Source organism: Brachybacterium ginsengisoli, assembly GCF_002407065.1.
Lineage (GTDB): Bacteria > Actinomycetota > Actinomycetes > Actinomycetales > Dermabacteraceae > Brachybacterium > Brachybacterium ginsengisoli.
Genome location: NZ_CP023564.1, coordinates 1,038,398 through 1,061,016, shown reverse-complemented (window position 1 = coordinate 1,061,016; position 22,619 = coordinate 1,038,398). Strand labels below are relative to the sequence as shown.

The window sequence follows — 22,619 nt, the reverse complement described above, 5'->3', positions numbered from 1 at the left end:
CCCTATCAGCGCTTCTTGCCGGTCCGGCGACGGCGCACGATGAGCTTGTCGCTCTCCTTGCCCGGTCGACGGGTACGGCCCTCGGGCTGACCCCAGGGCGACACCGGATGACGACCACCGGAGGTACGGCCCTCGCCGCCACCGTGCGGGTGATCGATGGGGTTCATGACCACACCACGCACATGCGGGCGCTTGCCCTTCCAGCGCATGCGGCCGGCCTTGCCCCAGTTGATGTTGGACTGCTCGGCGTTGCCAACCTCGCCGATGGTGGCGCGGCAGCGGGCATCGACGTTGCGGATCTCGCCGGACGGCATGCGCAGCTGCGCGTACGGTCCTTCCTTGGCGACCAGCTGCACGGAGGCGCCGGCGCTGCGAGCGATCTTCGCACCGCCACCGGGGCGCAGCTCGATCGCGTGGATCACGGTGCCCAGGGGGATGTTGCGGAGCGGCAGGTTGTTGCCGGGCTTGATGTCAGCGCCCGGGCCGTTCTCGATGAAATCGCCCTGACGCAGCTTGGCCGGCGCGAGGATGTAGCGCTTCTCGCCGTCCAGGTAGTGCAGCAGCGCGATGCGCGCGGTGCGGTTGGGGTCGTACTCGATGTGAGCGACCTTCGCCTTGACGCCGTCCTTGTCGTGACGACGGAAGTCGATCACGCGGTAGGCGCGCTTGTGGCCGCCGCCCCGGTGACGGGACGTGATGCGACCGTTGTTGTTGCGACCGCCGGTCTTGGACAGCGGACGGACCAGCGACTTCTCCGGCGTCGACCGGGTGACCTCGACGAAGTCGGCGCCACTCGAGCCACGACGACCGGGCGTGGTCGGCTTGCTCTTACGAATTGCCATGTGGGTTTCCCTCAGACTCTCTACGGCTCCTCGGATATCGATCGCCTCAGGCGACCGACCCTCCGAAGATGTCGATGGCTCCGTCGTTCAGGGTGACGATGGCGCGCTTGGTGTCCTTGCGCTTGCCGGTCCCGAAGCGCGTGCGGCGCGACTTGCCCTGACGGTTGATCGTGTTGACCGAGGTGACCTTGACGTCGAAGACCTTCTCGACGGCGATCTTGATCTCGGTCTTGTTGGCGTCGGCAGCCACCAGGAAGGTGTACTTGCCCTCGTCCATCAGCCCGTAGCTCTTCTCGGAGACGACCGGGGCCAGCAGGATGTCGCGGGGGTCCTTGTTCAGCGCGCTCACTTGGCGGCCTCCTCATCGGACGAGGCGGACTCCTTGACGGCGTTCACGAACCCGGCGGCCTTGGCGGCCTCCTCGCTCGCGAACCAGACCTCGGCCTTGGTGCGGCCGTACCACGGGGAGTCCGGGGTGTGGAACTTCATCGAGTCCTGGTTGCCCTTGATGTCGAAGCCCGCGGGTGCGGAGCCGTCGGCCAGCGGGGCCGCCGATCCCTCACCAAAGGGGGCCTCGGCTGCGGCCGGAGCGGCAGCCGCGGTCTTCGCCGCAGCGAAGCCGGAGGTGGGCAGGGCCAGGGTCGCCTGGGCCACGAAGTCCTCGAGCGCACCGGCGGTGAAGACCACGTCGTCGGAGAGCATGACGTCGTAGGTGTTCACCTGATCGGCGTACAGGACATGGGTGGAAGGCAGGTTGCGCGAGCTGAGCGCGCCCAGGTCGTCATCGCGACGCACGACCACCAGCAGGTGACGGCGATCGGAGACGTTCGCGAGGGTGAGACGCGCGGCCTTGGTCGACGCCACGTCGCCCTCGAGGAGCGAGGAGATGACGTGGACGCGGCCGTTGCGTGCCCGATCGGAGAGGGCTCCGCGCAGGGCGGCGGCCTTCATCTTCTTCGGGGTGCGCTGGCTGTAGTCGCGCGGGACGGGGCCGTGGACGACGCCACCGCCGGCGAACTGCGGTGCGCGCAGGGAGCCCTGACGGGCACGACCGGTGCCCTTCTGCTTCCAGGGCTTCTTGCCGCCACCGCGCACCTCGGCGCGAGTCTTGGCCTTGTGGGTGCCCTGGCGGCCTGCCGCCTGCTGGGCGACGACCACCTGGTGGATCAGGGGCACATTGGTCTGCACGTCGAAGATCGACGCAGGCAGCTCGACGGAGCCGGACTTCTTACCGGCCGGATCGAGCACGTCGACAGTCAGGTTCGCTGCCATCGGGCTCAGGCCTCCTTCGCGGGGCTCTTGACAGCCGAGCGGACGAGCACGAGGCCGCCCTTGGCGCCGGGGACGGCACCCTTGACGAGCACGAGGCCCTTCTCGACGTCGACCGCGTGAACGGTCAGGTTCTGGACACTGGTGCGGTCGTTGCCCATGCGGCCAGCCATGCGCTGACCCTTGAACACGCGACCGGGGGTGGAGGCGCCACCGATGGAACCGGGCTTGCGGTGGTTGCGGTGCGCACCGTGCGAGGCGCCGACACCGGAGAAACCGTGGCGCTTCATGACGCCCGCGGTGCCCTTGCCCTTCGAGGTGCCGACGACGTCGACCTTCTGGCCGGCCTCGAAGATCGACGCGTCGATCTCCTGGCCGAGGGCGTACTCAGCGGCGTTGACGGTGCGCAGCTCGACGAGGTGACGGCGCGGGGTCACGCCGGCCTTCTCGAAGTGGCCCTTCAGCGGCTGGGAGACCTTGCGGGGATCGATCTGCCCGTAGGCGATCTGCACCGCGTCGTATCCGTCGGTCTCGACGGAGCGGATCTGGGTGACGACGTTCGCACCGGTCTGCACGACGGTCACGGGGACGAGCTTTCCATTCTCGTCCCAGACCTGGGTCATGCCGAGCTTGGTGCCGAGCACGCCGGACACCGGAGCGGCCTTCTGGCCGGTCAGTTCGTTGCTCATATCCACCACCCTCAGAGCTTGATCTCGATGTTGACGTCCGCCGGCAGGTCGAGACGCATGAGCGAGTCAACGGCCTTCGGCGTGGGATCGACGATGTCGATCAGACGCTTGTGCGTGCGCATCTCGAAGTGCTCACGCGAATCCTTGTACTTGTGCGGAGAACGAATCACGCAGAACACGTTCTTCTCCGTCGGCAGCGGCACCGGGCCCACAACAGTCGCTCCAGCGCTGGTGACCGTATCGACGATCTTGCGCGCCGAGCTGTCGATCACCTCGTGGTCGTACGACTTGAGCCGGATGCGGATCTTCTGTCCCGCCATGGCGTCCTGTCTCTCTTCCTCGTCTGGCATGAAAGCAACCGACTCCCGGTACCCGAGGACGGGCGTGTCGGCCCCCGCAGGGCGCATGAGCCCATCAGGATGCCGCCGAGAATCGGCTGCGTCTGCTGCTGATCCCTGTGTCGATGCGCGGTCCGCGCCATGGGGCACGGTTCGCATCCTCGGGACGGGCCTCATCCGGTGATCATTCGCCGAGCCGGAGCTCGGAGAACGGAACCGGGGATGTCGGCCCGCGCAGACAACTTGAACAGTCTGCCAGAAGGCTGACGCCTCCCACAAGGTGCAGGCAGGTGCACCGGGTCACACGGGCGGGCGCCGCCGGGGCCCGGTTCCGCAGACCAGGGCCCGGACGCCGAGTCGGCGTCCGGGCCATGGTGCTCCACGGTGGCCTGCTGACCGCCGACCGTTCACTTGTTGGTGCTCGGTCCGATCCCGCCCTGCAGCTGGCGCTGGAAGATCATGTAGACCACCAGCACCGGGAGGATCGTGATCGTGACGGAGGCGAACATGGCACCCCAGTCCGAGTCGTAGCCCTGCTGCGCCTGCATGTTCGCCAGACCCTGCGCGAGCACGTACTTGTCGCGGTCCGTGTTCAGCACGATCGGGATCAGGAACTGGTTCCACAGACCCAGGAAGTTGAAGATCGTGACGCTGGCCATTCCCGGACCCGCCATCGGCAGCATCACCTGGAAGAACGTCCGGAAATCCCCGGCACCGTCGATCGCCGCCGCCTCGCCGATCTCCTCCGGGAGCTGCCGGAAGAAGGCGTAGAGGAAGAAGACCGTGAACGGCAGCGCGAAGCCGACGTAGGCCAGGATCAGCCCGATGTACGTGCCGCGGATGTGCAGCGACTCCATGATGAAGAAGAGCGGCACCACGGCGAGGAACAGCGGGAAGGTGAGGCCGGCGATCAGCGAGTAGTAGATGATCCTCCGGCCCGGGAACTCGTACCTGGCCAGCACGTAGGCGCACATCGCCCCGAGCAGCATGACCAGGAGCAGGGCCCCGCCCACCACCACCACGGTGTTGCCGAAGAAGCGGCCGATGCCCGCCTCGGTCCAGGCGGTGGCGAAGTTCTTGAAGCTCCACTCCGCGGGCATCGAGAACGGCGAGGAGAGGATCTCGCCGGAGGTCTTGAACGAGCTGAACACGGTCCACAGCAGCGGGAGCAGCACCGCCAACGCCCAGATCGTGAGGATCACCTGGGCGACGATCGAGAAGACCCGGTCGCCGGTCCGTCCGCCCTGGCGGCGCGGGGCGACCTTCCTGGAGGCGGATCGCTCCGGAGCGGGGGTGGAGTGCTCGAGGCCGGTGCTCATCGCTCCTCCTTCCTCTGCCGGGTCCCGAACAGCACCAGGACGGCCATCAGCATCGTGATCAGGGCCATGACCACGCCCATCGCCGAGGCCAGCCCGAAGCGGGACTCGCTGAACGCGGTCTGGTACAGGTACCGGGAGACGACCTCGGTGCTCTTGCCGAGGCCGCCGTTGGGCGTCATGACGTTGACGTACACGAACATGTCCAGCGCCATGATCCCCATGTACACCGCGGCGGTGGAGACGTTCTCCCGCACCATCGGGAGGATCACCGCGACGGACAGCCGGAATCGCCCGGCACCGTCGATGCGGGCCGCCTCGACCACCTCGGAGGGGATCGACTTGATCGCGGCGACGAAGAGCACCATGTAGAAGCCCACCAGCGACCAGACCACCGCGACGATGATCGCCGCCAGGGCGAAGCGCCGGTCACCCAGCCAGCCGATCTGGATGTCCAGGCCCACCAGACCGAGCAGCCCGTTGAGCAGGCCGCCGTTGGGTGAGTAGACGAAGGCGAACAGGATGCCGATCACCACGGCCGGGATCACGTACGGGAAGAAGCTCACGACCCGGAAGATGGTCGCGCCGCGGATGCCGCGGATCGCGCCGCGGGTGTCCCCGCCGACCGTGACCAGGATGGCCAGGGCGAAGGACAGCGTGATCGTGACCGTGGGCAGCACGACCATGAGGATCAGGTTGTTGCGCAGCGCCTTGAGGAAGACCTCGTCCTGGAAGAGCGTGACGTAGTTGCCCAGGCCGATGAACTGCGGAGCTCGCGCCAGGCCGCGCCAGTCGGTCAGCGAGTAGTAGAAGGCCTGCAGGAACGGCGAGACCACGAACACGACGTAGATCAGCATCGGTACGCCCAGGAAGAGGGCGAAGAACACGAGGCGGGACGGGGTGAGACGGGCCCGCCTCCCCCGGGAGCGCGGTGCGCTCTCCGGGGGAGCGGCCGTGGGGACTGCAGCCATCATTCGACGTCGAACTTCTCGATGCTGTCGTCCTCGCGGATCGTGTCGACCGCCTTCTGCGAGCGCTCACGGGCCTCGTCGGCGGTGACGTCGCCGTTGAGGAACTCGGCCCACAGCGGCTTGAAGGTCTCGCCCATCCCGTACCAGTCGGAGAAGTTGAAGGTGAAGACGTCCTCCCCCGCCGTGTCGATCATCGAGCTCACCGAGGAGAGCGCGGTCGACCCGAAGCCGTCCTCGGGGATCGTGTCCTTCACGATGGTCATCGACGAGGTCAGCTTCGAGAAGTTCTCGCACTGGGCCTTGGACAGCATCACGCGCAGGAACTCCAGGCCGCCGGCGCCGTTGGCCGCCTTGCTGGGCACCATGAACGGCTCGCCCGCGGCGCCGTGGATGGCCCCGGCCCCCATCGCCGCCGCGTCGGAGAGCATCGGGGTGGCCACGCCGGTCATGGCGTAGTCCTCCGGGGTGGTGCTGCGCTGCTCGTTCTCGATCCACGAGCCCGAGGGGTACAAGACGGCGCTGCCGGTGACCCACTCCGTCTGGGCCTCGGTGTGCTTGATGCCGGCGCCGCCGGAGAGGAAGTACCCGGCCTTGACGGCCTCCTCGATCGCGGCGAAGGCATCGACCACGGTGGGCTGCTCGTAGGCACCCGCGTCGAGGGTGTCCAGGGCCTTGGCGACCTCGGGGCCGCCCTCCTTGATCGCCATCGACAGGGCGAGCTCGTGGTAGTAGTCGGCCGCGTTCTGGCCGCCCCAGGCGAACAGTGCGAGGTCCTCCTTCTTGGCGGCCTCGCCGATGGTCATGACGTCGTCCCAGGTGGCCGGAGCCTTCCAGCCCTTCTCCTCGAACTGCTTGGCCGAGTACCACAGCGCGAACACCGTGTACATGTAGTTCAGCGCGTACAGCTTGCCGGAGTAGGTGCCTGGGACCAGGACGCCCGGGAGCAGCGAATCGCCGATGGTGCCTCCGTCGAGCGAGGGTGCATCGATGAGAGCACCGAGCTCGGCGAGGCTGCCCTCGGAGATGAGGGCGCTGGCGTTCATGGACTGGGCGCCGGAGTTGTCGAAGAGATCGGGCGGATCACCGCCGATGAAGCGAGGCTGGAGATCGGACTGGATGTTCACCGTCGAGGAGACCTTCGCCGTCGCCTCCGGGTAGAGCTTCTGGAACTCCTCGCCGGCATCCTTGGCGTACTGGTCGCCGTAGCCGCCGTTGAAGATGACCACGTCGACGGTCGAATCGGCCTCGAGGCCGAAGGGGTTGTCATCGCTGACCTCGCCGCCGCCCTCGGCGACCGCACCGCCGCCGCCATCGCTGCTGCCCTCGTCACCGCCGCCGCCACCGGTGGCGCAGGCGCTGAGCGCCACCGCACCGGTGCCGAGCGAGGCGAGGGAGAGGAAGCGGCGCCGGGAGGAGCCCAGTCGGTCCAGGGGGGTCTCGAGCAGGGGATCGTGCTGTGGATCCATGGTGTCCTCAATCGTTGTTCGTCGTCGAATACGAGTGCTGATACGGACACTAGTACGCGACCGACGCACGTCCTGTCCATTCGTTCGGGCGAGTCACGAATCGTTACCTCCCGCGCCCACCTGACGTCCGGGCGGGGTCCAGGTTCTTCTCCCACGACTGCTCTACCGTAGGGGCCATGACCCAGCCGCCGCAGTCGCCGCGCTCCGCCTCTCCGCTGACGGCGCGCCTCTACCATCTCGAGTACCCCCGCTCCCTCGGCGTGTACAGCACGTACCAGGAGGTGCAGTCGGTCGTCGACACCCTGGCGGACAGGCAGTTCCCCGTGCAGAGCACGCTCATCGTGGGCACGGACCTCAAGCTCATGGAGCGCGTCACCGGACGCCGCACCTGGCCCAAGGTGATCTCCCAGGGCGCCCTCTCCGGGCTCTGGATGGGCCTGTTCCTGGGGCTCCTGCTGCTCCTGCTCTCCCCCGGGAACCTCACCGTGATCCTCACGAGCGTCGTGCTGGGCATCGTGTTCTTCACCGTCTCCTCGGTGATCGGGTACGCGATGAGCGGCGGCCGGAGGGACTTCACCTCGATGACGGCCACCATCCCGATGCAGTACGAGCTGCTGGTCGAGCACAAGCACGCCGCCCAGGCACAGCAGATCCTCGCCGAGTCCGGTGCGGCGCCCACCCCGGCGCGAGCACCGATGCCCGAGGGCCCGCACAGCACGCCCGCTCCTCACGCCCCGTTCGGATCCGGCCCCGTCGACGACCGGTCGCGGCCGCAGGCACCCGTCGCCTACGGGACACCCGCCGCCCCGTCGGCCGGCTCGCCGTCCCGGCCCAGCTACGGCCAGTCGGCGCCGACCTCGGACCCGTCGACCCCGCCGCGCAGCAGCCGGCCGAGCTTCGGCATGCCGGCCGGGTCGCCGCTGCGCGAGGACGCCTCGTCGAGCTCCTCCCCCGAACAGCCCTCCCCCGCACCGCGTCCCCAGGACGAGCGCGCACCCGAGGATCAGCGACCGGGCGGCGACGGCGCCCGCTGATCCGGCGCGCCGCGCGGGGCGCTCTCGACGACCTGCGACCGCCGACCTCGGAGCCCCGCACAGGATCGACGCCTGTGCGGGGCTCTTCTCGTCACCAGGGTTCTCATCGCCCCGGGTGCGGTGCCTGCCGTCGTCATGGGCCGCGCAGGCGAGCCCGTCATGCCTGCCCCGCAGGCCAGCCACGCGGACGAGCCCGCAGACCAGCCGCGCTGTCGAGCCCCTCCGTCGAGCCCAGCAGCATTCGAGCTCAGCAGCAGCCGAGCCCCGCAGCAGCCGAGCCCCGCAGGCGACTCCGCTCCCCTCCCCGACAGCTCCAGCCACCGGCTCCCCCAGGCAGCGAGAAGGCCCCGCACCGGTCATCCCGGTGCGGGGCCTTCTTCCGCTGTTCAGCTCTCGGGGTGCGAGAGCCTCACCGCTGCGGGGTCTCCCCCGCCTCGATCACTTGGTGATCTTGGTGACGCGGCCGGAGCCCACGGTGCGGCCACCCTCACGGATGGCGAAGCCGAGGCCCTCCTCCATGGCGATGGGCTGGATCAGCTCGACCGTCATCTCGGTGTTGTCGCCGGGCATGACCATCTCGGTGCCCTCGGGCAGCGTGATGACGCCGGTGACGTCGGTGGTCCGGAAGTAGAACTGCGGACGGTAGTTCGAGTAGAACGGGTTGTGGCGGCCACCCTCGTCCTTGGACAGGATGTAGACCTGCGCCTCGAAGTTGGTGTGGGGGGTGATGGTGCCGGGCTTGGCCACGACCTGGCCGCGCTCGACGTCCTCACGCTTGGTGCCACGCAGCAGCAGACCGCAGTTCTCGCCGGCCCACGCCTCGTCCATCTGCTTGTGGAACATCTCGATACCGGTGACGATCGTCTTCTGGGGATCGCGGATGCCCAGGATCTCGACCTCGGAGTTGATCGCGAGCTTGCCGCGGTCGACCTTGCCGGTGACGACGGTGCCACGACCCTGGATCGTGAAGACGTCCTCGATGGGCATCAGGAAGGGCTGATCGAGATCGCGGACCGGGTCCGGGATGTTCTCGTCGACGGCCTCCATGAGCTCTTCGACCTTCTTGACCCACTTCTCGTCGCCCTCGAGCGCCTTGAGAGCGGACACCTGGATGACCGGTGCGTCCTCGTCGAAGCCCTGAGCGCCCAGCATCTCGCGGACCTCCATCTCGACGAGCTCGAGGATCTCCTCGTCGTCGACCATGTCGGACTTGTTGAGAGCGGCGAGCAGGTAGGGAACGCCGACCTGCTTGGCGAGCAGCACGTGCTCACGGGTCTGAGCCATCGGGCCGTCGGTGGCGGCGACCACGAGGATCGCGCCGTCCATCTGAGCGGCGCCGGTGATCATGTTCTTCACGTAGTCGGCGTGGCCGGGGGCGTCGACGTGCGCGTAGTGGCGCTTGTCGGTCTCGTACTCGATGTGCGAGACGTTGATCGTGATGCCGCGCTGCTTCTCCTCGGGCGCGTTGTCGATCGTGTCGAAGTCACGCTTCTGGTTGACCTCGGGGAACTTGTCGTACAGAACCTTCGAGATCGCAGCGCTCAGCGTGGTCTTGCCGTGGTCGACGTGACCGATGGTGCCGATGTTGACGTGCGGCTTGGTCCGCTCGAACTTGGCCTTCGCCATGATGGTGTCCTCCTAGGACTTCTAATCGTGGTACTTCTGGATCGGGATCGGATCCCCTCCGTGTGAGAGGGAGGTCCGATGGAAGAGCGGGGGAACAGGAGAAGGAGCCTACCTGTTCCCCCTACTTCTCACTCGCCCCGGGTCTTCGCGACGATCTCCTCAGCAATGCTGCCGGGGACCTCCGCGTAGCTGTCGAACTGCATCGTGTACATCGCGCGACCCTGGGTCTTGGACCGCAGGTCGCCGACGTACCCGAACATCTCGGACAGCGGGACGAGAGCACGGACGATCTTGACCCCGCTCGCGTCCTCCATCGACTGGACCTGACCTCGCCGGGAGTTCAGGTCGCCGATGACATCTCCCATGTACTCCTCCGGAGTACGGACCTCGACGTCCATGAGGGGCTCGAGGAGGACCGGCTGCGCCTTGCGCAGGGCCTCCTTGGCCGCCATGGAGCCGGCGATCTTGAAGGCCATCTCCGAGGAGTCGACGTCGTGGTAGGCGCCGTCCAGGAGAGAGGCCTTGACGTTCACGACCGGGTAACCGGCCATGATGCCGCCCTGAAGGGCGTCCTGGATGCCCGCATCGATGCTCGGGATGTACTCGCGCGGGATGCGACCGCCGGTGACCTTGTTCTCGAACTCGTAGAACACGCCGTCCTCGGCGTCGGTCAGCGGGCCGAAGGTGATCTGCACCTTGGCGAACTGGCCGGAGCCACCGGTCTGCTTCTTGTGGGTGAAGTCGAACTTCTCCACCGTCCGCTTGATCGTCTCGCGGTAGGCCACCTGCGGCTTGCCGATGTTGGCCTCGACGTTGAACTCGCGACGCATGCGGTCCACGAGGATGTCGAGGTGGAGCTCGCCCATGCCGCGGATGACGGTCTGGCCGGTCTCCTCGTCGAGCTGCACCTGGAAGGTGGGATCCTCCTTGGCGAGCTTCTGGATGGCCACACCCAGCTTCTCCTGGTCGCCCTTGGTCTTGGGCTCGATGGCCACCGAGATGACCGGCTCCGGGAAGCTCATGGACTCCAGCTGGATCGGGTTCGCCGGATCGCAGAGGGTGTCACCGGTGGTGGTGTCCTTGAGGCCGATGAACGCGTAGATGTGGCCCGCGAAGGCCTCCTCCACCGGGTTCTCCTTGTTGGAGTGCATCTGGAACAGCTTGCCGACGCGCTCCTTCTTGCCGGTGGTGGCGTTCAGGATCTGCATGCCCTGCTGCACCTGACCGGAGTAGACGCGCACGTAGGTCAGCGACCCGAAGAACGGGTGCGCGGCGACCTTGAAGGCGAGAGCCGAGAAGGGCTCGTCCCAGTCGGGCTTGCGGGTGAGCTCCTTCTCCTCGTCCTTGACGTCGTGGCCGATCATCGGCGGCACGTCGAGGGGCGAGGGGAGGTAGTCGATGACGCCGTTGAGCATGGGCTGGACGCCCTTGTTCTTGAAGGCGGTGCCGCAGAAGACGGGGTAGGCCTCCGAGTTGACGGTCATGGACCGGATGCCGGCCTTGAGCTCGTCGACGGTGAGGTCGCCCTCCTCGAGGTACTTCTCCATGAGCTCCTCGGAGCTCTCGGCGACGTCCTCGACGAGCTTGTTGCGGTACTCCTCGACGGTGTCCGCCAGATCCTCGGGGATCGGGATCTCGCGCTGCCACTGGCCGAGCGAGGGGTCACCCTTCTTGGAGTTGATCGCCGCCATGTCCTCCTCGAGAGTCTCGGGCCAGTCGTAGGCCTTCATCTCGACGAGGTCGATGATGCCGCGGAAGTCGTTCTCTGCGCCGATCGGAACCTGCATGACCAGCGGCTTCGCGCCGAGGCGATCGACGATCGTCTTGACGGTGAAGAAGAAGTCGGCGCCCAGCTTGTCCATCTTGTTGACGAAGCAGATGCGCGGGACCTCGTACTTGTCGGCCTGGCGCCAGACGGTCTCCGACTGGGGCTCGACGCCCTCCTTGCCGTCGAACACGGCGACGGCGCCGTCGAGCACGCGGAGCGAACGCTCCACCTCGACGGTGAAGTCGACGTGCCCGGGGGTGTCGATGATGTTGATCTGGTTGTCGTGCCAGTAGCAGGTCGTCGCGGCCGACGTGATCGTGATGCCGCGCTCCTTCTCCTGCTCCATCCAGTCCATCGTCCCGGCGCCGTCGTGGGTCTCGCCCATCTTGTAGTTCACGCCGGTGTAGAAGAGGATGCGCTCGGTCGTGGTGGTCTTGCCGGCATCGATGTGAGCCATGATGCCGATGTTGCGGACCTTGTTCAGGTCGCTGAGCACTTCGAGTGCCACGGGCTTGTGCCTTTCTGGAGAACGGATGCTGGTGGAGCTGCCGGAGGGCGCTCGGTGGGGTCCACCCGCGAGGGTGGACCCCACCGTGGACTCACCAGCGGTAGTGAGCGAAGGCCCGGTTGGACTCGGCCATCTTGTGGGTGTCCTCGCGACGCTTGACAGCGGCGCCGAGGCCGTTGGAGGCGTCCAGGATCTCGTTCATCAGACGCTCGGTCATGGTGTTCTCGCGACGCGCACGGGCGTAGCTGACCAGCCAGCGCAGCGCCAGGGTGGTGGCACGGCCGGGCTTGACCTCGATCGGGACCTGGTAGGTCGCACCGCCGACGCGGCGGGAGCGGACCTCGAGCGACGGACGGATGTTGTCCAGCGCCTTCTTCAGGGTGACGACCGGGTCCTGGCCGTTCTTCTCACGGGCGCCCTCGAGCGCGCCGTAGACGATGCCCTCGGCGACGGTCTTCTTGCCGTCCAGGAGGATCTTGTTGATGAGCTGCGTGACGATCGGCGAGCCGAAGACCGGGTCGACGACGAGCTGGCGCTTGGGAGCGGGGCCCTTACGAGGCATTACTTCTTCTCCTTCTTGGCGCCGTAGCGGGAGCGGGCCTGCTGGCGACCCTTGACGGACTGGGTGTCAAGAGCGCCACGCACGATCTTGTAGCGCACGCCGGGCAGGTCCTTCACACGACCGCCGCGGACGAGCACGATGGAGTGCTCCTGGAGGTTGTGGCCCTCGCCGGGGATGTAGGCGGTCACCTCGACGCCGGTCGACAGCTTCACACGCGCGATCTTGCGCAGCGCGGAGTTCGGCTTCTTGGGGGTCTGGGTGTAGACGCGCGTGCAGACACCGCGGCGCTGGGGCGAACCCTTGAGCGCGGGCGTCTTCGAGGCGGACGACTTCGCGTTCCTCCCCTTGCGCACCAACTGCTGAATAGTGGGCACAGCTTCTCTTCCTGTTCGGCCATCGATGCTGTTCGCATCGCTGGATCGACATCTTCGGCCGTTCTCACGGCCGGCGACCCGACGCGCCGCTCCCCCGGCCCGGGGAGCACTGCGGATCGACCCGCCCGACAGGTGATGGCACCTGACGGACGTCCTGGAGGACCGTGATCGGTGCCCACGATCGGGAGGCCGGGCCGGCCGCCGTCTCGTATTCGGGCACGCCGCGAGGATCCGCTCCTCGCGGGGGACATCCCCCGCAGCCCCGAAAGGTCCGCGGGTCAGTCCCGGGTCACGACCAGAGGGCACTCCGGACGCACCTTGAGTCTACTGAGGTGCGCCGGACGCGGTCAAAGCTTCCTCCCGGTTCCGACGCAGATCACATGTCGCCCTGTGTCCACGAAGTTGCTCGGAAGCGCCCGGACGCGGTACAGGCAGGATGAGACGAGCGCGCCGCCCATGGGCGACGCGCTCGTGGAGTGATCGATGACCGATCGGTCCGAGGACCTCAGCGGATGCCGAGCTGCGAGGTGCAGGACGGCCAGGCGCCCCAACCCTGGTTGGCCTGGACCTTCTTGGCGATGTCGATCTGCTGCTCGCGGGTGGCGAGGTTCGCGGTCGGCGCGTACTTGTCGCCGCCGTAGGCGAGCCAGGTGCCGCGGTCGAACTGGATGCCGCCGTAGTAGCCGTTGCCGGTGTTGATGGACCAGTTGCCACCGGACTCGCACTGGGCGAGACGGTCCCAGACCGAACCGGAGGGGGCCGACGGCGCCGCCGGCGCGCTCGAGCTCGACTCCTTGGAGGAATCGGACGAGCTCGAGTCGGAGGACTTCGAGTCGGACGAGCTGGACTTCGACGACTCGGAATCGGAGGAGCTCGAGTCGGAGGAGTCGCGATCCGTGCTGCGGGTCGACTTCGAGGAGGTCTCGCGCGGCTCCGGCTTGGGCTCCGGCTTCGGCTTCTCCTTGGTGCCCTCGGCGACGACCTCGGTGACCGGCTTCTCGGTGACCTTCTCGGAGACGAGCTCGGACTTCGAGACCTTGCCGTCGACGGTGGTCTCCGCGTAGACCTTCTCGACCGAGCCGTTCTTGCCCTCGGTGGTGGTCTTCGTGGTGCCCTCGAACAGGGAGTCGTCCTTGACGGTCTTCGTCTCGAACGGGACCTTCTCGGTCTCCTTGCGCTCGGACTCGCGGACGCGCTTGACGGTGTGGGTGGCGCCGTCCTCGAGGATGGTGTCGCGGGGGACGTCGGCCTTGTCGGTGTCCTTGACGTCGCCGAGGACCTTGTCCATCGCCTCGCCGACGGTCAGCGCGTTGACCTCGAAGGTGTCCTGGCCGTACTGGCCCACGAAGGTGACCGTCTTGCGCGTGACGACCTCGACTTCGCCCTCGGCGTCCTCGAGGCTGGTCTCGGGGGCCGGGGTGATCGCCGCGCCCTCGGCCTTGTACTCGGCCTCCTCGAGCGCATCGGCGACGGTGTCACCGGTGGTGAGGAGCTCCTTGGCGACGCCGTCCACCGTCACGGTGACCGGGGTGCGCTGGATGACCTGGATGTCCATGCCGTCGGTGACCACGGCGTCGAGGCCGGGGAGGACCAGGTCGGACTCCTGGAGCTCGATGCCCTGGTCCGAGAGCAGGTCGGCGACGGTGGGCTGCGAGAAGATGCGCACGGAGGAGTCCTCGCCGTACACGTTGATCTTCGCCTCGCTCGACATCGCGAAGGCGGTGCCGCCGCCTCCGACGGCGACGACGCAGAGGGTCGCCGCTCCGATGATCCACGGGGTCTTCTTCACTGGTCCACCTGTTTCCTGCCGCGTGCATGCGGCGAGTCGTTTCGTTCCCTGAGCATCGAACCCCGCAGGACGGGGTCTGCAGCTCCGGCACACTCGCGACGCCTCGAGGGGGCGCGGCAGGATAGGACGTGTGGGAACTGCCTGCAGCCATGGTTTCCTGATCCGCACTCCTCCGTAAGGGGACGGGCCAGACCTTGAAGAAGCACCCAGGAGGTCTTTACCCTCTCGTGAACATCGGCGTCGGTCAGGTCACCCCGACGGGCCTCTGAGCGGCCGCCGGAGCGACCTGCCCCACAGGTGCCGCCGGCCGCTCGTCGGCCGCGCAGGGGCACCGCCGCGGCCCGACGCCCGGACCGCCGCGCCACCCGCCCCGCAGCCCGCTCCCCTCCCCCGTCCCGGCGCGACGCAGAACGCCGCAGGGCGGCCCCACCGTGGTGGGACCGCCCTGCGGCGTCATCCGGTCCGTCACCGCCTCAGGGGCGGTTCCGGATCAGCGGAAATCGGTGCGGAACGGGTCCGCGTAGTCGATGTCGTCGAGGTTGACGGCACCGGTCTGGCCGAAGCCCGAGAAGTCCAGCTCGTCGTAGCCGGGCACCTGGTACATCTGGGCCTTGGCCTCGTCGGTGGGCTCGACCGCGATGTGGCGGAACCGCGACAGGCCGGTGCCCGCCGGGATGAGCTTGCCGATGATGACGTTCTCCTTGAGCCCCATGAGCTGATCGCTCTTGCGGTTCAGGGCGGCCTCGGTGAGCACGCGGGTGGTCTCCTGGAAGGAGGCCGCCGAGAGCCACGACTCGGTCGCGAGCGACGCCTTGGTGATGCCCATGAGCTCCGGACGACCCGAGGCCGGCTGACCGCCCTCGGAGAGGACCCGACGGTTCTCCCGCTCGAAGTTCACGCGCTCGGCGAAGTCGCCGGGCAGCAGACCGGTGTCACCGGACTCGATGACCGTCACGCGACGGAGCATCTGGCGCACGATGACCTCGATGTGCTTGGCGTGGATGTCCACACCCTGGCTGATGTAGACCTTCTGCACCTCGTCCACCAGGTGCTGCTGCACGGCCCGCGGGCCGAGGATGCGCAGGACCTGCTTCGGGTCGACCGAGCCCTGGGTCAGCTGCTGGCCGACCTCGAGGTGGTCGCCGTCGGCGATCAGGAGCGTGACGCGCTTGGAGACGGTGTAGGCCACCGGCTCCGAGCCGTCGTCCGGGGTGACCGTGATCCGACGCTGCTTGTCGTTCTCCTCGATCTCCACGCGACCCGCGAAGTCCGAGATCGGCGCGAAGCCGGCCGGGGTGCGCGCCTCGAAGAGCTCCTGGATACGGGGCAGACCGTGGGTGATGTCGCCGTCCGCGCTCGCCACACCACCGGAGTGGAAGGTACGCATGGTCAGCTGGGTGCCGGGCTCACCGATCGACTGGGCCGCGACGATGCCGACGGCCTCGCCGATGTCGACCAGCTGGCCGGTCGCGAGCGACTTGCCGTAGCACTGGGCGCAGGTGCCCACCGCCGAGTCGCAGGTCAGCACGGAGCGGATCTTCGCCTCGCGCACACCCGCCTCGACGAGCTGCTCGATGAGGACGTCGCCGAGCTCGGTGCCGGCCGGCGCCGCCTCGGTGCCGTCGGCGCCGATGGCCGCGGTGGCCAGGACGCGCCCGTACACCGTGGACTCCGCGTGCTCGTGAGCGCGCAGCACGCCGCCCTCCTCGACCGCGATCGGCAGGACCAGGCCCTTGGTGGTGCCGCAGTTGTCCTCGCGGACGATGACGTCCTGCGAGACGTCCACGAGACGACGGGTCAGGTACCCCGACTGGGCGGTCTTCAGCGCGGTGTCCGCCAGGCCCTTGCGGGAGCCGTGCGAGGCGATGAAGTACTCCAGGACCGAGAGCCCCTCCTTGTAGTTGGAGAGGATCGGGCGCGGGATGATCTCGCCCTTCGGGTTGGTCACCAGGCCGCGCATGCCGGCGATCTGGCGGATCTGCATCCAGTTGCCTCGAGCGCCCGAGTGGACCATGCGGAAGATCGCGTTGGTCGACTCGAAGTTCTCGCGCATGGCCGCGTCGACCTCGTTGGTCGCCTCGGTCCAGATGTCGATCAGCTCGGCGTTGCGCTCGAGCTCGGAGACCAGACCGAGGTCACGGTTCTCCTGCACCTGAGCGGCCTTGGCCTCGAACTTCGCGATGATCTCGGCCTTGCCGGGCGGGACCACCACGTCGGACAGCGCGAAGGACGCGCCCGACCGGGTGGACCACGAGAAGCCGTAGGTCTTCAGAGCGTCGAGGGACGCCGCGACCTGGCCCTTGTCGTAGCGCTCGGCGAGAGCGTTGACGATGCCGCCGAGGCGCTTCTTGCCGACCTGGCCCTGCACGAACGGGTAGTCGACGGGCAGCGTCTCGTTGAAGTACACCGCGCCGAGGGTGGTGGACAGGACGATCGGATCGCCCTCGGTCCAGCCCTCCGGGGCCTCCCAGTCGCTCGGCGGGGCGATGTCGTCGAAGCGGATCGACGCCGGGGCGTTCAGGTCCAGCTCGCCGCGGTCGAAGGCCATGATGGCCTCGGCCACGGAGGAGAAGTGCCGGCCGTCGCCGGCCAGGCCCTCGCGCACCGTCGTCAGGTGGTACAGACCGATGATCATGTCCTGTGCGGGCATGGTCACGGGGCGGCCGTCGGACGGCTTGAGGATGTTGTTGCTGGACAGCATCAGGATGCGGGCCTCGGCCTGCGCCTCTGCCGACAGGGGCAGGTGCACGGCCATCTGGTCGCCGTCGAAGTCCGCGTTGAACGCGGCGCAGACGAGCGGGTGCAGATGGATGGCCTTGCCCTCGACGAGCTGCGGCTCGAACGCCTGGATGCCCAGACGGTGCAGGGTGGGCGCACGGTTCAGCAGCACCGGGTGCTCGGTGATGACCTCTTCGAGGACGTCCCACACCTCGGGGCGTGCACGCTCGACCATCCGCTTGGCGGCCTTGACGTTCTGAGCGTGGCTCAGCTCGACCAGGCGCTTCATGACGAAGGGCTTGAACAGCTCCAGCGCCATGCCCTTGGGCAGACCGCACTGGTGCAGGTTCAGCTGCGGGCCGTTGACGATCACGGAGCGGGCGGAGTAGTCCACGCGCTTGCCCAGCAGGTTCTGACGGAAGCGCCCCTGCTTGCCCTTGAGCATGTCGGAGAGCGACTTCAGCGGGCGGTTGCCCGGTCCGGTGACCGGACGGCCGCGACGGCCGTTGTCGAACAGCGAGTCGACCGACTCCTGCAGCATCCGCTTCTCGTTGTTCACGATGATCTCGGGCGCACCGAGATCCAGCAGACGCTTGAGGCGGTTGTTGCGGTTGATCACGCGACGGTACAGATCGTTGAGATCGGAGGTCGCGAAGCGACCGCCGTCCAGCTGCACCATCGGACGCAGGTCCGGCGGGATGACCGGGACGGCGTCCAGCACCATGCCGACGGGCGAGTTGGTGGTGGTGAGGAAGGCGGAGACGACCTTGAGGCGCTTGAGCGCACGGGCCTTCTTCTGCCCCTTGCCGGTCGCGATGATCTCGCGCAGCAGCACGGACTCGGCCTCGAGGTCGAAGTCCTGGAGCCGGCGCTGGAGCGCCTCGGCGCCCATGCCGCCCTCGAAGTAGGTGCCGTAGCGCAGCTTCATCGCACGGTAGAGCTGCTCGTCACCCTCGAGGTCGGCGACCTTGAGGGACTTGAAGCGCTCCCAGATGCGGGTGATGCGGTCGATCTCCGCGTCGTACTTCTTGCGGATCTGAGCCTGCTCGCGCTCACCGGAGTCGCGGACCTTGCGCTTCGCGTCGGCCTTGGCACCCTCCTCCTCGAGCTGGGCGAGGTCCTTCTCCGCCGAGAGCGCACGATCGTTGATCGCGGAGTCGCGCTCGTTCTCGAGCTCCTTGACCTCGAGGTCGAAGCGCGCCTGCAGATCGGGCATGTCGTCGTGGCGAGCCTGCTCGTCCACGTAGGTGACCATGTAGGCCGCGAAGTAGATGATCTTCTCGAGATCCTTCGGGGCCAGGTCCAGCAGGTAGCCCAGGCGGCTGGGCACGCCCTTGAAGTACCAGATGTGGGTCACGGGAGCGGCGAGCTCCACGTGTCCCATGCGCTCACGACGCACGGAGGACTTGGTGACCTCCACGCCGCAGCGCTCGCAGATGATGCCCTTGAAGCGCACGCGCTTGTACTTGCCGCAGTAGCACTCCCAGTCCCGGGTGGGGCCGAAGATGCGCTCGCAGAAGAGGCCGTCCATCTCGGGCTTCAGGGTGCGGTAGTTGATGGTCTCCGGCTTCTTGACCTCGCCGTGGGACCAGCCGCGGATGTCGTCGGCGGTGGCGAGGCCGATGCGCAGCTCGTCGAAGGTGTTGACGTCGATCACAGGTGTCCTTCTCTCGATCGGAAGTCTGGTGTCTGAGGGAACGGGGGGTCGAGGGCGGGGCCGGGACGATGCTCAGCGCCGATGCGCTGGGACCGTCGTCCCGGACCCCCGTCCGTCAGACCTCTTCGATGGAGCCGACGCCCTCGTGGGGCCGGCGGGACAGGTCGATGCCGAGCTCCTCCGCGGCGCGGAAGACCTCCTCGTCGCTCTCCTGGACCTCCTGTGCGGTGCCGTCGCTGGACAGCACCTCCACGTTCAGGCACAGCGACTGCATCTCCTTGAGGAGAACGCGGAAGGACTCCGGGATGCCGGGCTCGGGGATGTTCTCGCCCTTGACGATCGCCTCGTAGACCTTCACGCGGCCGGCGATGTCATCGGACTTGATGGTGAGCAGCTCCTGCAGGGCGTAGGCGGCGCCGTACGCCTCCAGGGCCCACACCTCCATCTCGCCGAAGCGCTGGCCGCCGAACTGGGCCTTACCGCCCAGCGGCTGCTGCGTGATCATCGAGTACGGACCGGTGGAGCGGGCGTGCAGCTTGTCGTCCACCAGGTGGTGGAGCTTGAGCATGTACATGTAGCCCACGGAGATCGGTGCCGGGAACGGCTCGCCGGAGCGGCCGTCGAACAGGCGCGCCTTGCCGTTCTCCTTGATCATCCGCTCGCCGTCCCGGTTGGGGCGGTGGTTGGCGATCAGGCCGGTGACCTCGTCGGCGGTGAGGCCGTCGAAGACCGGGACGGCGACCGGCGTGCCGGGCTCGCCGTGCAGCGCCGAGGCGGGCAGGTCCGCAGCGGTCGGGTCGGCGGGATCGAGGTCCCAGCCGGCCTTGGCGACCCATCCGAGGTGGGTCTCCATGACCTGGCCGATGTTCATTCGGCCGGGCACGCCCATCGGGTTCAGGATGATGTCGATCGGGGTGCCGTCCTCCAGGAACGGCATGTCCTCGACCGGCAGGATCTTCGCGATGACGCCCTTGTTGCCGTGACGGCCGGCGAGCTTGTCGCCGTCGGTGATCTTTCGCTTCTGAGCCACGTAGACGCGGACCATCTCGTTGACGCCGGTGGGCAGGATGTCCCCGTCCTCGTCGTCGTTGAAGACCTGGACGCCGATGACGGTGCCGGTCTCGCCGTGGGGGACGCGCAGCGAGGTGTCGCGCACCTCACGGGCCTTCTCGCCGAAGATCGCGCGCAGCAGGCGCTCCTCCGGGGTCAGCTCGGTCTCGCCCTTGGGGGTGACCTTGCCGACCAGGATGTCGCCCGGCTCGACCTCGGCGCCGATGCGGATGATGCCGCGCTCGTCGAGATCGGCCAGCACGTCGTCGCCGACGTTCGGGATGTCCCGGGTGATCTCCTCCTTGCCGAGCTTGGTGTCGCGGGCGTCGACCTCGTGCTCCTCGATGTGGATCGAGGTGAGGACGTCGTCCTGGACCATCCGCGAGGACAGGATGATGCCGTCCTCGTAGTTGTGGCCCTCCCACGACATGAAGGCGACCAGCAGGTTCTTGCCGATGGACAGCTCGCCCTGGTCGGTCGAGGGACCGTCGGCCAGGATCGAGCCGGCCTCGACGCGGTCGCCCTCGTCGAACAGCACGCGCTGGTTGTAGGAGTTGCCGGCGTTGGAGCGCTGGAACTTCCCGATCGGGTAGGTCTGACGAGTGCCGTCGTCGGCCATCACCACGATGAGGTCCGCGGAGAGCTCCTCGATGACACCGGCCTTCTGGGAGACCACGACATCGCCGGCGTCGACCGCGGCGCGACGCTCCATGCCGGTGCCGACCAGCGGCATCTCGGAACGGAGCAGCGGCACGGCCTGGCGCTGCATGTTCGAGCCCATGAGCGCACGGTTGGCGTCGTCGTGCTCGAGGAAGGGGATCATCGCGGTGGCGACGGAGACCATCTGACGTGCGGAGACGTCCATGTAGTCCACGTCCGCGACGACGACCAGGTCGGGCTCGCCGCCGGGGAGGCGCACGAGGACCTCCTCCTCGAGGAAGCGTCCCTGCTCATCGATCTTGGCGTTCGCCTGGGCGATGATGTGGCGGTCCTCGTCATCCGCGGTGAGGTAGACGACCTCATCGGTGACGTGGCCGTCGACGACCTTGCGGTACGGGGTCTCGATGAACCCGAACGGGTTGATCCGGGCGAAGGTCGCCAGCGAGCCGATCAGACCGATGTTCGGACCCTCAGGGGTCTCGATCGGGCACATGCGGCCGTAGTGCGACGGGTGGACGTCGCGGACCTCCATGCCGGCGCGGTCGCGGGAGAGGCCGCCCGGGCCGAGCGCCGAGAGACGGCGCTTGTGGGTCAGACCCGAGAGCGGGTTGTTCTGATCCATGAACTGCGAGAGCTGGGAGGTTCCGAAGAACTCCTTGATCGCAGCGGTGACGGGGCGGATGTTGATCAGGGTCAGCGGCGTGATCGCCTCGACGTCCTGCGTGGTCATGCGCTCGCGGACGACGCGCTCCATGCGGGACAGGCCGGTGCGGACCTGGTTCTGGATCAGCTCGCCCACCGCGCGGATGCGACGGTTGCCGAAGTGGTCGATGTCGTCGGTCTCGACGCGGACCGGCTTGTCGTCGGCGCTCGTGTACTCGGTGACGCCGTCGTGCAGCGCGACGATGTACTTGATGGAGGCGACGATGTCCTGCAGGCGCAGGGTCGACTCCGAGAGGCTGCCGTCCAGGCCGAGCTTCTTGTCGATCTTGTAGCGGCCGACCTTCGCCAGGTCGTAGCGCTTGGCGTTGAAGTAGAGGTTGTTCAGCATCGCCTCGCCCGCATCGCGCGTGGGCGGCTCGCCCGGACGCTGCTTGCGGTAGATGTCGATGAGCGCCTCGTCCTGGGACGCGATGCGGTCCTTCTCGAGCGTGGAGCGCATCGACTCGAACTCGCCGAACTCCTCGAGGATGTCGCTGTGCGACATGCCGAGCGCCTGCAGCAGGGTCGTGACGGACTGCTTGCGCTTGCGGTCGATGCGGACGCCGACCTGGTCGCGCTTGTCGACCTCGAACTCGAGCCAGGCACCGCGCGAGGGGATGACCTTGGTCGAGAAGATGTGCTTGTCGCTGGTCTTGTCGATGGACTCCTCGAAGTACACGCCCGGGGAGCGGACCAGCTGCGAGACGACGACACGCTCGGTGCCGTTGATGATGAACGTGCCCTTGTCGGTCATGAGCGGGAACTCGCCCATGAAGACCGTCTGGGTCTTGATCTCACCGGTCTCGTTGTTCATGAACTCCGCGATGACGTACAGCGGAGCGGCGTAGGTGAGGTCCTTGTCCTTGCACTCGTCGACCGTGTACTTCGGGTCGTCGAAGGTGTGGTCGCGGAAGGACAGCGACATGTTGCCGGCGAAGTCCTCGATCGGGGAGATCTCCTCGAGGATGTCCGCGAGACCGGAGGTCTGCGGGACGTCCTCACGACCGGCGGCGGCGGCCTCAGAGGCACGCTCCTGCCAGCGCTCGTTCCCGAGCAGCCAGTCGAACGAGGTGGTCTGCAGACTCAGCAGATCCGGGACCTCGATGGGGTCGCCGAGCTTCGCGAAGGTGACGCGAGGCGAAGCGGTGCGAAGTGCGATGTCAGTGGTGCGATCGGTGCTCGAGGCAGCCAAGGGGGGTCCTTCCACAGGCCGATGACGGAATCCCAGGCGCGGTGAACGACCCATCAGGGCAGTGGAGCAGGTCCGATGAAGAACGGTG

At 67.5% G+C, this 22,619-nt stretch carries 16 protein-coding genes; 1 reads left to right on the top strand and 15 read right to left on the bottom strand.

Annotated elements, in window-relative coordinates; genetic code table 11:
- Positions 1 to 5: 5 nt before the first annotated feature.
- From rplB to ngcE, 8 genes are all read right to left on the bottom strand, one after another.
- Complete coding sequence (gene rplB, locus CFK41_RS04590) at positions 6 to 842, bottom strand: 50S ribosomal protein L2 (RefSeq protein WP_096798609.1); 837 nt, start codon at positions 840 to 842, stop codon at positions 6 to 8.
- Between the two features lie 46 nt (positions 843 to 888).
- A complete protein-coding gene (rplW, locus tag CFK41_RS04585; protein ID WP_096798608.1) occupies positions 889 to 1,191 on the bottom strand; it encodes a 50S ribosomal protein L23 in 303 nt (100 codons plus the stop codon).
- Positions 1,188 to 2,114, bottom strand: coding sequence for a 50S ribosomal protein L4, sunset domain variant (rplD, locus tag CFK41_RS04580; protein ID WP_096798607.1), 927 nt, complete (start codon positions 2,112 to 2,114; stop codon positions 1,188 to 1,190). Before rplD ends, rplW begins: the two co-directional genes overlap by 4 nt.
- Positions 2,115 to 2,119: 5 nt before the next feature.
- On the bottom strand, positions 2,120 to 2,800 hold the full coding sequence (gene rplC, locus CFK41_RS04575; RefSeq protein WP_096798606.1) for a 50S ribosomal protein L3: 681 nt from the start codon (positions 2,798 to 2,800) through the stop codon (positions 2,120 to 2,122).
- Between the two features lie 11 nt (positions 2,801 to 2,811).
- The gene (gene rpsJ, locus CFK41_RS04570) at positions 2,812 to 3,120 is read right to left on the bottom strand and encodes a 30S ribosomal protein S10 (RefSeq protein WP_015776378.1); all 309 of its coding nucleotides are present in this window, start codon (positions 3,118 to 3,120) and stop codon (positions 2,812 to 2,814) included.
- 425 nt (positions 3,121 to 3,545) lie between these two features.
- Positions 3,546 to 4,457 (bottom strand): carbohydrate ABC transporter permease, encoded by a 912-nt coding sequence (locus CFK41_RS04565; protein ID WP_096798605.1) that lies wholly within the window; start codon positions 4,455 to 4,457, stop codon positions 3,546 to 3,548.
- Positions 4,454 to 5,428 carry a carbohydrate ABC transporter permease gene (locus CFK41_RS04560; protein WP_096798604.1) on the bottom strand — a complete coding sequence of 325 codons (975 nt, stop codon included), beginning with the start codon at positions 5,426 to 5,428 and terminating at the stop codon, positions 4,454 to 4,456. Before CFK41_RS04560 ends, CFK41_RS04565 begins: the two co-directional genes overlap by 4 nt.
- Positions 5,425 to 6,891, bottom strand: a complete 1,467-nt coding sequence (gene ngcE / locus CFK41_RS04555; RefSeq protein ID WP_096798603.1) for an N-acetylglucosamine/diacetylchitobiose ABC transporter substrate-binding protein — start codon at positions 6,889 to 6,891, stop codon at positions 5,425 to 5,427. Before ngcE ends, CFK41_RS04560 begins: the two co-directional genes overlap by 4 nt.
- A gap of 176 nt (positions 6,892 to 7,067) precedes the next feature.
- Between ngcE and CFK41_RS04550 the strand changes: the two genes are divergently transcribed.
- Positions 7,068 to 7,925, top strand: coding sequence for a general stress protein (locus CFK41_RS04550; RefSeq protein WP_096798602.1), 858 nt, complete (start codon positions 7,068 to 7,070; stop codon positions 7,923 to 7,925).
- 438 nt (positions 7,926 to 8,363) lie between these two features.
- Here CFK41_RS04550 and tuf read toward each other — a convergent pair whose 3' ends face one another.
- The 7 genes from tuf to rpoB all read right to left on the bottom strand — a co-directional run bounded on the left by tuf (position 8,364) and on the right by rpoB (position 22,531).
- Positions 8,364 to 9,551 (bottom strand): elongation factor Tu, encoded by a 1,188-nt coding sequence (tuf, locus tag CFK41_RS04545; RefSeq protein ID WP_096798601.1) that lies wholly within the window; start codon positions 9,549 to 9,551, stop codon positions 8,364 to 8,366.
- A gap of 128 nt (positions 9,552 to 9,679) precedes the next feature.
- Positions 9,680 to 11,827 (bottom strand): elongation factor G, encoded by a 2,148-nt coding sequence (fusA, locus tag CFK41_RS04540; protein WP_096798600.1) that lies wholly within the window; start codon positions 11,825 to 11,827, stop codon positions 9,680 to 9,682.
- A 91-nt stretch (positions 11,828 to 11,918) separates the two neighbouring features.
- Positions 11,919 to 12,389 carry a 30S ribosomal protein S7 gene (gene rpsG, locus CFK41_RS04535; protein ID WP_096798599.1) on the bottom strand — a complete coding sequence of 157 codons (471 nt, stop codon included), beginning with the start codon at positions 12,387 to 12,389 and terminating at the stop codon, positions 11,919 to 11,921.
- Positions 12,389 to 12,763 carry a 30S ribosomal protein S12 gene (gene rpsL / locus CFK41_RS04530; RefSeq protein WP_096798598.1) on the bottom strand — a complete coding sequence of 125 codons (375 nt, stop codon included), beginning with the start codon at positions 12,761 to 12,763 and terminating at the stop codon, positions 12,389 to 12,391. Before rpsL ends, rpsG begins: the two co-directional genes overlap by 1 nt.
- A gap of 505 nt (positions 12,764 to 13,268) precedes the next feature.
- Positions 13,269 to 14,552 (bottom strand): resuscitation-promoting factor, encoded by a 1,284-nt coding sequence (locus CFK41_RS04525; RefSeq protein ID WP_096798597.1) that lies wholly within the window; start codon positions 14,550 to 14,552, stop codon positions 13,269 to 13,271.
- A 490-nt stretch (positions 14,553 to 15,042) separates the two neighbouring features.
- The gene (locus CFK41_RS04520) at positions 15,043 to 18,927 is read right to left on the bottom strand and encodes a DNA-directed RNA polymerase subunit beta' (RefSeq protein WP_096798596.1); all 3,885 of its coding nucleotides are present in this window, start codon (positions 18,925 to 18,927) and stop codon (positions 15,043 to 15,045) included.
- A 115-nt stretch (positions 18,928 to 19,042) separates the two neighbouring features.
- A complete protein-coding gene (gene rpoB, locus CFK41_RS04515; protein WP_096798595.1) occupies positions 19,043 to 22,531 on the bottom strand; it encodes a DNA-directed RNA polymerase subunit beta in 3,489 nt (1,162 codons plus the stop codon).
- Between the last annotated feature and the right edge of the window lie 88 nt (positions 22,532 to 22,619).

What these genes read in the sequence shown, in the direction of transcription:
- rpsJ (WP_015776378.1), bottom strand. Translation starts at nt 3,120, where the DNA reads ATGGCGGGACAGAAGATCCGCATCCGGCTCAAGTCGTACGACCACGAG.
- CFK41_RS04560 (WP_096798604.1), bottom strand. Translation starts at nt 5,428, where the DNA reads ATGATGGCTGCAGTCCCCACGGCCGCTCCCCCGGAGAGCGCACCGCGC.
- rplC (WP_096798606.1), bottom strand. Translation starts at nt 2,800, where the DNA reads ATGAGCAACGAACTGACCGGCCAGAAGGCCGCTCCGGTGTCCGGCGTG.
- ngcE (WP_096798603.1), bottom strand. Translation starts at nt 6,891, where the DNA reads ATGGATCCACAGCACGATCCCCTGCTCGAGACCCCCCTGGACCGACTG.
- CFK41_RS04550 (WP_096798602.1), top strand. Translation starts at nt 7,068, where the DNA reads ATGACCCAGCCGCCGCAGTCGCCGCGCTCCGCCTCTCCGCTGACGGCG.
- tuf (WP_096798601.1), bottom strand. Translation starts at nt 9,551, where the DNA reads ATGGCGAAGGCCAAGTTCGAGCGGACCAAGCCGCACGTCAACATCGGC.
- rplB (WP_096798609.1), bottom strand. Translation starts at nt 842, where the DNA reads ATGGCAATTCGTAAGAGCAAGCCGACCACGCCCGGTCGTCGTGGCTCG.
- CFK41_RS04565 (WP_096798605.1), bottom strand. Translation starts at nt 4,457, where the DNA reads ATGAGCACCGGCCTCGAGCACTCCACCCCCGCTCCGGAGCGATCCGCC.
- rplD (WP_096798607.1), bottom strand. Translation starts at nt 2,114, where the DNA reads ATGGCAGCGAACCTGACTGTCGACGTGCTCGATCCGGCCGGTAAGAAG.
- rpsG (WP_096798599.1), bottom strand. Translation starts at nt 12,389, where the DNA reads ATGCCTCGTAAGGGCCCCGCTCCCAAGCGCCAGCTCGTCGTCGACCCG.